Here is a 9,576-nt window from a genome sequence, read left to right on the forward strand (position 1 = left end):
GAACTTCCGGTCCCCTGGAGGGACCGGATCTTCCGAGATCTCTTGGCGGTGGGGTCTGGAAGGGCCTCAGCGCACGCTGACGTGCACGTGGTTCTTGTGGTTGGCGTTGTCGCTGCCGCGGTTCGGCATGCGGCGCCAGCCCTCGCGGCTGCGCTGCACGCTCCAGATCTGCTGGTTCCAGATCACATAGGTGATGCCCAGGCGCGAGGCATTGGCGCGCAGGTGCTCGGCGATGGCCTGGCCCAGGGCGGCATTGGACTTGTAGTCGGGGATCATGATGTCGACCGCGCGCCCGGTGTTGTGGTCGCTGCCGGCCTCATTGCGGCGGCCGTACATGGTGGCGATCTGCGGGAAGTTCGCGGCAACCTCGCGGGCCACCTTGGTGCCATTGGCCACCACACCCGAGGGCATGGCCACCGTGGAGGCGGCGGCTGCGGAAGAGGTGACCTGGCGGGAGGGCGTGTTGCTGGTGGTCATGTACCGCGAGGAGATGTAGGCCACCCGGCCGCGGTGGCGCACCGGCTGCCAGACTCCCTTGCGCGGGCCGGCGAGGACCACCGTGGCGCCCTTGCGGGCGACGCCGAGCGAGGCGCTGCGCGTGGTCGCGGCGGCGCGCACGTTCACGTCGCCCGTGATGCGCGCGGTGGCGGCGGCCTCGGCGGTGCCGGCGCTGGTCAGCGGGATGACGCCGACGGCAGCGACGCCAGCGGCGGACAGGCAGAGGGTGCGGCGGGTGATGGTCACGGGGTCTCCTTGCGCAGCATGTGGCAGCGGGGTGGGGCGTGTGGGGGATCGAGCAAGATGGAGCCTAGCAGTGTCTGAGAGTTTCTCAGAGGCTCTCAGGCTCCGTCCCTCATTCCTTCCACGTACAGCCTTGTCACCGGCTCAGACGACCACCCGGATGGTGCAGCCGTCAGGCCCCACCCGCACGGACTGGCTGACCAGCGGGCGCGCCCCGAGCAGCCAGGCGATGGCGGCAGGGGTCAGGGCGAGGGCGGGGCTGGTGGCGTCGATGAACTGCATGGTCTTCTCCTGGCATCGGGAACGGGGGTCCTGCGGTGATGGACCAAGACCACCGCCGCACCCTGTCAGGAGCCTGTGCGCCGCCCCGGTCAGAGCTGGGAAAGCACGTGCTCCACGCAGCGGGTCAGCCGGGTGACGTCGTCCGGGTCGACCGCCGGGAACATGCCCACCCGGATCTGGTTGCGCTTGAGGGCCCGGTAGCCGAAGACGTCGAGCACCCCATTGGCGGCCAGCTCCGCGATCACCCGCTCGGCGTCGACCTGGTCGTCGAGGTCGATGGTGCCCACCACCTGCGAGCGCAGCGCCGGGTCGGGGACGAAGGGGCTCGCCCACGGCGTCTTCTCGGCCCACTCGTAGAGGCGGGCGGCGGAATCGGCGGTGCGGGCGCTCGCCCAGGACAGGCCGCCCTGCTCGTTGATCCAGCGGATCTGCTCGTCCATCAGGATCAGTGTCGAGATCGCCGGGGTGTTGTAGGTCTGGTGCTTGACGGAGTTGTCGATCGCGGTGGTGAGACTCAGCACGTCGGGGATCCACCTGTCGGTGGCGGCCACCTGGCGGGCCCGCTCGATCGCGGCGGGGCTCATCACCGCGAACCACAGCCCTCCGTCGCTGGCGAATCCCTTCTGGGGGCTGAAGTAGTAGACGTCACACTGGTCAAGGTCGACGTCGATGCCGGCGGCTCCGCTGGTGGCGTCGACCACCACCAGGGCATCCTGGTCGGCCCCCTCGACGCGCTCCACCGGCAGCATCACGCCGGTGGAGGTCTCGTTGTGCGGCCAGGCATAGACATCGACACCGGCCGTGGCGTGGCAGCGGGCGCCCTGCCCGGCGGGCACCTCGACGATCTCGGGCTCGGCCAGGAAGGGCGCGCCGGCGGTGAGCTTGGAGAACTTGCGGCTGAACTCGCCGAGCACCAGGTGCTGGGCGCGATCGCGCACCAGCCCGAAGGTGGCGACGCTCCAGAAGGCGGTGGCACCGCCATTGCCGAGCACCACCTGGTATCCCTCCGGCAGGCGCAGCAGCTCCGTCAGGCCGTCCTGGACGCTGGCCACCAGCTGCTTCACCGGGGCCTGGCGGTGGGAGCCGCCGAGCAGGTCCGCGCCGCGGCTGGCCAGGGCGGCGAGCTGTTCGGGGCGCACCTTCGACGGCCCGGCGCCGAAGTGTCCGTCGCGGGGGAGCAGGTCCTGGGGGATGGTGATCACGGCTGGCCTTTCATCGCGGGATGCCCCCATCCTTTCGCGATCGGGCCGGTGGCGGCATGGGCGTCCACAAACCACATCCACAGGGCGGGATGGTGCCTCATCTGCAGTGACGCCTGCCCTGGATGTGGTTTGTGGACGGGGCTCAACCCACCAGGCCGGTGACCAGGCCGGTCACGAGGGCGGCGGCGACCGCGAAAGTGGTCTGGGCCACCTCGATCAGGGAGCCGAAGGTGTCGCCGGTGTGGCCGCCCAGGCGCCGCAGCAGGTGCTTCTGCCATCCGTTGGCCACCAGCCAGGCGAGGACGGCGGCGGCCACCAGGCCCGCGGCCAGTACCCGGCCGTCGACGAGCCAGCCGGCCCCGGCACAGACGGCGAGCACCGCCAGCGAGTCGAGGGCGGCCGCCCAAGCCGGGGTGATGCCGGTGAACAGCGAGCCGAAGCCGCCCGGGCGGGCGCCCGGGACGCCCTGGACGGTGGCGTGGACGGCGGCGATCCGCCCCACCATGGGCAGGCAGGTGAGGGTCGCCACCAGGGGCCAGGCGCCGGCGGCGCCGGAGGCCAAGGAATCCGAGGCCAAGGAGTCCGAGGCCAGCGCGGCGGCCTGCAGCAGCAGCACCAGCACGGCGGTGGCCACGCCCATCGGACCGATGTCGGACTTCTTCATCAGGGCCAGGGCGTCCTCGGGTCCCTTGCGGGAGGCGAGTCCGTCGGCGGTGTCGGCCACCCCGTCGATGTGCATCGCGCCCGTGACCCCGGTCAGGGCGGCGAGCCCGGCCATCGCGGCGAGCTGGTGGCCCGCCCCGCACAGCACCACCAACGCCGCGGCCGCGGCCGAGACCAGCCCGCAGACCAGCCCGGCCCAGGGGAAGGCGAGCATGATGCGCCGGCAGGCGGCCCGGTCGAGCTCCATCGTGGAGCCGACCGGCAGCAGGGTGAACATGCCCAGCGCATCGCGCAGGGCGGCCAGCGGCCTCACCGGGGCTCGTCCTTGATGGCGACCGGGATCCCGGCCACGCAGAAGACCACCCGTTCGCAGCAGGCGGCGACGCGCGAGTTGAGGATGCCGAGCTGGTCGCGGAAGAAGCGGCCCGACCAGTGCTCGGGCACCACCCCCTGGCCCACCTCATTGCTCACCAGCACCACCTCGCGCTCGGTCTGCTCGAGGGCGGCGACGAGCTCGTCGACGTGGCCCTGCAGCTGTTCGTGGGCGCCGGGGCGGTCCTCCCAGATGCCGCTGTGGTCCATCATCCGGGTGGCCCACACGCCCAGGCAGTCCACCAGGACGGTGCCCTCGCCGGGGGTGCGCAGCACCTGGGCGACGTCGGCGGTCTCGATGGTGGTCCAGTGTTCTGGCCGGCGGGCCCGGTGCAGGGCGATCCGCTCGACCCATTCGGGGTCGTCGGGACTGGTGGCGCTGGTGGCGACGTAGTCGACCAGGGCCGCCTGGTTGGCCAGGACTTCTGCGTGGGTGGACTTTCCGGAGCGGGCGCCGCCGAGGACCAGGGTGCGGCTCACAGGTGCTCCTCGGTGACGCCGGCATCGTCGAAGGTGGCCATCTCGAGCAGCACCCTGGCGGCCGAGACGACGATGGGCTGGGCCAGCACCGCGCCGGTGCCCTCGCCCAGGCGAAGCCCCAGCTGCGCCACGGGCCGCAGCCCGATGGCATCCAGCACGTGGCGGATCGACGGTTCGGCGCCCTCGTGGCCACCCACCAGGTAGCCCTTGGCGTCGGGGGCCAGGGCGAGGGCAACGAGCGCGGCCGAGCAGGCGATCGCGCCGTCGAGCAGCAGCGGCACCCGGGCCTCGGCGGCGCCCAGGATCAGCCCGACCATGGCGGCGTGCTCGAAGCCTCCGACGGCGGCCAGTGCACCGATGGGGTCCTGGGGTCCGGAGCCGTCGGCCAGCCCGTGGTGCTGGACGGCCCGGGCCACCAGCGCCTGCTTGCGGGCGAAGACCTCGTCGTTGGCGCCGGCGCCGCGGCCGGTGACCTGTTCGGCGCTGGCCCCGGTGAAGGCGCAGACCAGGGTGGCGGCGACGGTGGTGTTGCCGATCCCCACCTCGCCGGGGATGAGGGCGCGGTGGCCATCGGCCACGGCCTGGCGGGCGCAGGTGATGCCCACCTCGATGGCGGCCAGCGCCTGTTCGCGGCTCATCGCCGGGCCGTGCAGCATGTCGGCCGTTCCGGCGGCGATGCGTCGGTCGGTGGTCTGCTCCACGGGCTGGAGCATGCCGACGTCCACCACCTCCACCTCGACGCCGGCGGAGCGGGCCAGCACGCTGATCCCCGCGCCGCCCCCGGCGATGTTGGCGGCCATCTGCAGCGTGACCTCCTGCGGCCACGGCGAGACCCAGTGCTCCTGGACGCCGTGGTCGCCGGCGAAGACGAAGACCTTGGCCGGCTCGGGCACCGGGGGTGGGCACTGCCCGGCGATGGCGGCGAGCTGGTTGCCGATCACCTCCAGTTCGCCGAGCGCGCCCGGCGGTTTGGTGAGGGAGAGCTGGCGCGCTTCGGCGGCGGCACGCGCCTGTTCGTCGACGGGGGTGATGGCGGCCAGGCAGTCGTCCAGGATGCTCATCGGGTGTCTTCCTTGCTGGGGTTGGAACTGCGAGGGTTGGAACTGTTGTGGGTGTGGTGGATGCGGGCCAGCGCCTCGGTGAGGCGGCGGCTGGTGTCGGCCTCGCGCACGGCCAGCCGCACCCACTGGGGGCCCAGGCCGGGGAAGCTCTCACCCCGCCGGACGGCGAAGCCCTCCTCGGCCAGGATGCTGCGCAGCCAGCAGACCTCGTGGGCGTGGGGCCCGAGCGCGGACAGGTCGACCAGCACGAAGGGGCTCTGGCTGCCGGCGACGGGCGGGAAACCGGCCCGGGTGAGGGCCTCGACGAGGAGTTCCCGGTCGGCGCCGACCTGGCGGGCGATCCGGGCAGCCGCGTCGAGGGCCTCGGTGCTGCTGGTGGCGACCATCGCGTCCAGGGCGGGGGTGGAGACCGACCACGGCGTCTGCGCGGCCTCCAGCCGTGCGACCAGTTCTGGATCGCCGACGACATAGCCGGCGCGGATCCCGGCGAGGCTCCAGGTCTTGGTGAGCGAGCGGGTGACCAGCAGCCCGGGCATGTCGGGGCCGATCAGGCTCTCCGGCTCGCCGGGCACCGCGTCCATGAAGGCCTCGTCGACCAGCAGCACTCGTCCCGGCCGGGCGAGGCGACGAAGCGTCTCGGCGGGGTGCAGCAGTCCGGTGGGATTGGTGGGATTTCCCACCACCACCAGGTCGACGCGCTCGTCGATGCCGGCGGCCTGTTCGGGCAGCAGCCGGAAGCCGTCCTCGGGGTGCAGCAGCAGGCGATCGGGGTTGTGCCCGGCGACGCGCAGTGCCTGCTCCGGCTCGGTGAACTGGGGGTGCACCACCAGCGGGTGGCGGCAGTCGAGGGCGCGGGCGACGAGGGTGAAGGCCTCGGCGGCGCCGCTGGTGGGCAGCACCATCGACGGCTCGACGCCGTGGCGCTCGGCCAGCGCCGATCGGGCAGCGCGGGCGTCGGGATAGCCGGCCCAGGTGTGGACGCGCGCGGCGAGGTGCTCGGACAGCCACTGCGGCGGCTGGGGGGCGTGGACGTTGACCGCGAGGTCCACGAGGCCGGGGGCGAGGTCCTGGTCGCCATGGTGGGTCAGGTCGGGCTGGATGGGACCAGTCGGGATGGGATCAGGCTGGGTGACGTCGGCCGGCGTCGAGGACGCGGCATCGGTCGACACCGTGGGCTCGCTGGTCCGCCCTGGTTCACCCGAGGCCACAGCCGCACCCGCACCTGCACTCGCAGCCGCCGCCTCGGCGAAGCGCTGCGCGGCCTGCGGCAGCCCGGCCCAGTGCAGGTGCTGGTAGCTGGCGTGCAGGGAGGGCCGTCCGGTGCCGGCGGGGTCGGCGCTGATGCCCTCGAGCCGCCCGTCGACCTCCCAGGCGACATCCATGCCGCTGCCGGCCAGGCCGTCGGGGTCCAGCGCGTCGAGGTCCAGCGCGTCGAGGTTCACCTGGGTGCGGTGGAACTCGTGGCTGGCCACCTCGTCCCCGGCCCGGCACAGCAGGGAGTCGACGCGGGCGGTGACCCTCTTGTAGCCCAGCGTGAGCCGCGGCCCCATGGCGGCCTCGAGTGGCAGCACGTCGGCCATGGGCTGGCGGTCGAGGCTGCGGCACAGGTAGAGCAGCCCGGCGCACTCGGCCACCGTCGGCATCCCCGCCAGCACCCGGTTGCGCACCTCGCGGAGCAATGCGGTGTTGCCGGCCAGGTCGGCGGCGTGCATCTCGGGGAAGCCGCCGCCGATCCACAGCGCGCTGGTGCCGGGCGGCAGTTCGGTGTCGGTGGTGGGGTCGAACAGGGCGATGCGGCAGCCGGCGGCCTCGAGCAGCTCGGTGGTCTCGGCATAGCGGAAGGTGAAGGCGCGCCCGGCGGCCACCGCCACCACCGGGGAACCGGGCACGGGGCTGGTCACGGCGCGCGGGTCCCACGGGTCGGCGGCCAGGTCTCCTGCACTGGCAGCGATCCGCAGCACCGCGTCGAGGTCGACCGAATCGGCCACGACGTGTCCGGCCGCCTCGACGACCGCCTCGGCCTGGGTGCGCTCGGCGGCCGGCACCAGTCCCAGGTGACGCGAGGGGGTGTCGAGCTCGGCATGGCGTCCGACGGCACCGACCACCGGCAGGCCCAGCTCGTCCAGCGCCCGGGTGCACTCGTCGATGTTGCGCTGGCTGCCGGCCTTGTTCAGCAGCACCCCGCCCACCCGCACGTCGTGGTCATAGCTGGCCAGCCCGTGGGCGAGGGCGGCGACGGTGCGCGAGGACTTCGACGCGTCGACCACCAGCAGCACCGGCGCCCCGACGAGCTGGGCGATGTGGGCGCTGGAGCCGTAGCCGGAGCGTCCGACGGCGGGGGTGCCGAGCTGCCCGTCGAACAGGCCCATGGCGCCCTCGATGACGGCGACGTCGGCGGGGGTGGGGGTGAGCGATCCGTGCAGCAGCAGGGGTGCGATGAGTTCCGGCCCGCACAGGTGGGCGTCGAGGTTGCGGCCCACCCGTCCTGCGGCCAGCGTGTGGTAGCCGGGGTCGATGTAGTCGGGGCCGGTCTTGAAGGGGGCCACCTGCAACCCCCGCTCGCGCAGCGCCGCCATCAGGCCGACGGCGATGGTCGTCTTGCCGGAGCTCGACGAGGCCGCGGAGACCACCAGCCGGGGGAGCGTCGCCATGGGGGCCTTTCGGGGTCGGTGGCCCAGGGACGACGGTTGCCCGTCTGCCCCTCGGCCGGGGGCAGTGGTGCGGCACCTGCGCCAGGCGACCGGGCTCGTCCCCGGCCCGGATCCATGTGCCGGACGGGCGGGGCATCACCGTTGCGGGACAGCGTCGGATTGGTCACCGACTTCGCTGGTGCGGGTGCGCTGGCCGGGGCCAGCGGGCACCACCCTAGCCCCGTGGCACCCGCGCTGGCGCGCAGGGGTGCTGTGCCATGATGAGTGCTGCCCGACCCGCCGCGAGGAGCCGGGCAGCCACAATTCCACTTGTCACCACCGCAGTGCGAGGAAGCCGGACGAGCCGGCACGGTCGCGCCACTGTGACCCCGCCATGCGGCGCGGGGGAGTCAGGAACTTGCCTGCGCTGGTCGTCCCGAGCAGGCGAGACGCGCAATCTCGCAGGAGAGACCATGGCCCAGACGCCCCAGCACCGTCCCGAACGTACCCGTCCCGACCGTTGCCCCGGCATCGAACGCCCGTGGAAGGCCGACGATGGCCTGCTGGTGCGCATCCGGCTGGTGGCCGGTCACCTCGCCGTCGCAGACCTGCGGGCGCTGGCCCGGGCCGCCGAGGCCTTCGGTGACGGCCGCATCCACCTGACCAATCGCGCCAACCTGCAGCTCCGCGCCTTCCCCGACGACGGCACCGGGCACCTGACCGAGGAGTCGCACCGTGCGGTGGTGGCTTCGGGCCTGATGCCCTCGCCGCGGCACGACCTGGTGCGCAATGTGATGGCGAGTCCCCTGACTGGGATCGACACGGCCGGGATCGACGGCGGCCGTGCCGACCTCACCGGCCTGGCGCTGGCCCTGGACGAGGGGATCCGCGCCAGCGAAAGCCTCGCCACCCTGCCGGGCAAGTTCCTCTTCGTCCTTGACGACGGCCGCGGCGACCTGCTGCAGCATCCCTGCGACCTGGGCCTGGTGGTCCTGGATGCCACCACGGCGCAGCTGCGGATCGGCGACGACCTGGGCGAGGTGGTGGCCCTGGACGATGCGGCGCGCGTGCTGCTGGAGCTGGCTGAGCGCTTCGTCGAGGTGCGCGGCGACGGGCCCGACGCCCCCTGGCACGTCAACGAGATGGACGCCCCGCTCGCCCCGCTGGCCGAGGCCGACCCGCGGCTGCCGCAGCCGAGTGAACCGCTGCCCTTCGGTGAGTCCGAGGACGGCCGGTGGAACCACATGGGCATCGGGCCCGAGGGCATCGAGGCCGCACAGCTGGTGGAGCTGCTGGGCGCCTACCGCGAGGTGCGCGTCACCCCCTGGTATGGCGTCCTGGTCTGGGACGGCGCTGCTGGCAAGGAGGCGCGGGCATGAAGCGTCCCGCGCGTCACTACGACTACATCGATGCGGGGGCGGCGATCTACGTCGACTCCTTCGCCACCATCCGTCGCGAGGCCGACCTGGCCCGGGTGCCGGCCGACGCCGAGAAGATGGCGGTGCGCATGATCCACGGCTCCGGCCAGGTGGACCTGGTCGACGACCTGGTGGTGCACCCCGGCTTCATGGCCGCAGCCCGCGGCGCGCTGCAGGACGGCGCCCCGATCCTGTGTGACGCGACGATGGTGGCCACCGGCGTCACCCGCGCCCGGCTGCCCCGCGACAATGACGTCATCTGCCTGCTGAACGATCCGCGCGTCCCCCAGCTGGCCAAGGACTTCGGCACCACCCGCACCGCCGCGGCGGTGAGCCTGTGGGAGCCCATGCTGGCCGGTGCGCTGGTGGCGATCGGCAATGCCCCCACCGCCCTGTTCCATCTGCTGGAGATGATCCTCGACGGCGGGCCCCGACCGGCCGCGGTGGTGGGCTGCCCGGTGGGTTTCATCGGCGCCGCCGAGTCGAAGCAGGCCCTGGCGAACTTCCACGAGGACCATGGCATCGACCTGCCCTTCGTCACGGTGCACGGCCGACGCGGCGGTTCGGCGATGACCTCCAGTGCCCTCAACGCGATCGCGCAGGAGAAGGAATGAGCGCCGCCGACGCACCCGCCGAGGGCCGTTTCTTCGGCGTCGGGGTGGGCCCCGGCGACCCGGAACTGGTCACCCTCAAGGCGGCCCGGCTGATCGGTGCCGCCGACGTCGTC

Annotated in this window: 10 protein-coding genes; 3 read left to right on the forward strand and 7 right to left on the reverse strand. The window is 72.9% G+C overall.

Features of this window, described 5'->3' with window-relative positions; all coding sequences use genetic code 11:
- Positions 1-66: 66 nt before the first annotated feature.
- The 7 genes from ACHFFZ_RS04895 to ACHFFZ_RS04925 all read right to left on the reverse strand — a co-directional run bounded on the left by ACHFFZ_RS04895 (position 67) and on the right by ACHFFZ_RS04925 (position 7,452).
- Positions 67-744: an SH3 domain-containing protein gene (locus ACHFFZ_RS04895; protein WP_394275541.1), complete on the reverse strand. Its 678-nt coding sequence runs from the start codon at positions 742-744 to the stop codon at positions 67-69.
- A gap of 141 nt (positions 745-885) precedes the next feature.
- Complete coding sequence (locus ACHFFZ_RS04900; protein ID WP_394275542.1) at positions 886-1,023, reverse strand: hypothetical protein; 138 nt, start codon at positions 1,021-1,023, stop codon at positions 886-888.
- Positions 1,024-1,112: 89 nt separating this feature from the next.
- Positions 1,113-2,255 (reverse strand): phosphoserine transaminase, encoded by a 1,143-nt coding sequence (serC, locus tag ACHFFZ_RS04905; protein ID WP_394275543.1) that lies wholly within the window; start codon positions 2,253-2,255, stop codon positions 1,113-1,115.
- 112 nt (positions 2,256-2,367) lie between these two features.
- Positions 2,368-3,201, reverse strand: coding sequence for an adenosylcobinamide-GDP ribazoletransferase (locus ACHFFZ_RS04910; RefSeq protein WP_394275544.1), 834 nt, complete (start codon positions 3,199-3,201; stop codon positions 2,368-2,370).
- Positions 3,198-3,740: a bifunctional adenosylcobinamide kinase/adenosylcobinamide-phosphate guanylyltransferase gene (gene cobU / locus ACHFFZ_RS04915; protein WP_394275545.1), complete on the reverse strand. Its 543-nt coding sequence runs from the start codon at positions 3,738-3,740 to the stop codon at positions 3,198-3,200. The genes ACHFFZ_RS04910 and cobU overlap by 4 nt, the downstream gene beginning before the upstream one ends.
- Positions 3,737-4,801 carry a nicotinate-nucleotide--dimethylbenzimidazole phosphoribosyltransferase gene (gene cobT, locus ACHFFZ_RS04920; RefSeq protein ID WP_394275546.1) on the reverse strand — a complete coding sequence of 355 codons (1,065 nt, stop codon included), beginning with the start codon at positions 4,799-4,801 and terminating at the stop codon, positions 3,737-3,739. Before cobT ends, cobU begins: the two co-directional genes overlap by 4 nt.
- Positions 4,798-7,452: a cobyrinate a,c-diamide synthase gene (locus ACHFFZ_RS04925; RefSeq protein WP_394275547.1), complete on the reverse strand. Its 2,655-nt coding sequence runs from the start codon at positions 7,450-7,452 to the stop codon at positions 4,798-4,800. Before ACHFFZ_RS04925 ends, cobT begins: the two co-directional genes overlap by 4 nt.
- Positions 7,453-7,904: 452 nt before the next feature.
- On the opposite strand from ACHFFZ_RS04925, the gene ACHFFZ_RS04930 reads away from it, so the two are divergent.
- The 3 genes from ACHFFZ_RS04930 to ACHFFZ_RS04940 all read left to right on the forward strand — a co-directional run.
- Entirely contained in the window at positions 7,905-8,810 is a 906-nt protein-coding gene (locus ACHFFZ_RS04930; RefSeq protein ID WP_394275548.1) for a nitrite reductase, read from the forward strand.
- The gene (locus ACHFFZ_RS04935) at positions 8,807-9,463 is read left to right on the forward strand and encodes a precorrin-8X methylmutase (protein ID WP_394275549.1); all 657 of its coding nucleotides are present in this window, start codon (positions 8,807-8,809) and stop codon (positions 9,461-9,463) included. Before ACHFFZ_RS04930 ends, ACHFFZ_RS04935 begins: the two co-directional genes overlap by 4 nt.
- The coding region (locus ACHFFZ_RS04940; RefSeq protein WP_394275550.1) for an SAM-dependent methyltransferase at positions 9,460-9,576 on the forward strand (117 nt) is incomplete at its 3' end. The genes ACHFFZ_RS04935 and ACHFFZ_RS04940, both read left to right, overlap by 4 nt.

The organism is Luteococcus sp. (genome assembly GCF_043424415.1).
In the GTDB taxonomy this organism is placed as follows: domain Bacteria; phylum Actinomycetota; class Actinomycetes; order Propionibacteriales; family Propionibacteriaceae; genus Luteococcus.

Bases quoted from the DNA above. Each gene is read 5' to 3' on its own strand.
- ACHFFZ_RS04930 (WP_394275548.1), top strand. From the start codon at position 7,905: ATGGCCCAGACGCCCCAGCACCGTCCCGAACGTACCCGTCCCGACCGT.
- serC (WP_394275543.1), bottom strand. From the start codon at position 2,255: ATGGGGGCATCCCGCGATGAAAGGCCAGCCGTGATCACCATCCCCCAG.
- ACHFFZ_RS04935 (WP_394275549.1), top strand. From the start codon at position 8,807: ATGAAGCGTCCCGCGCGTCACTACGACTACATCGATGCGGGGGCGGCG.
- ACHFFZ_RS04925 (WP_394275547.1), bottom strand. From the start codon at position 7,452: ATGGCGACGCTCCCCCGGCTGGTGGTCTCCGCGGCCTCGTCGAGCTCC.
- cobT (WP_394275546.1), bottom strand. From the start codon at position 4,801: ATGAGCATCCTGGACGACTGCCTGGCCGCCATCACCCCCGTCGACGAA.
- ACHFFZ_RS04900 (WP_394275542.1), bottom strand. From the start codon at position 1,023: ATGCAGTTCATCGACGCCACCAGCCCCGCCCTCGCCCTGACCCCTGCC.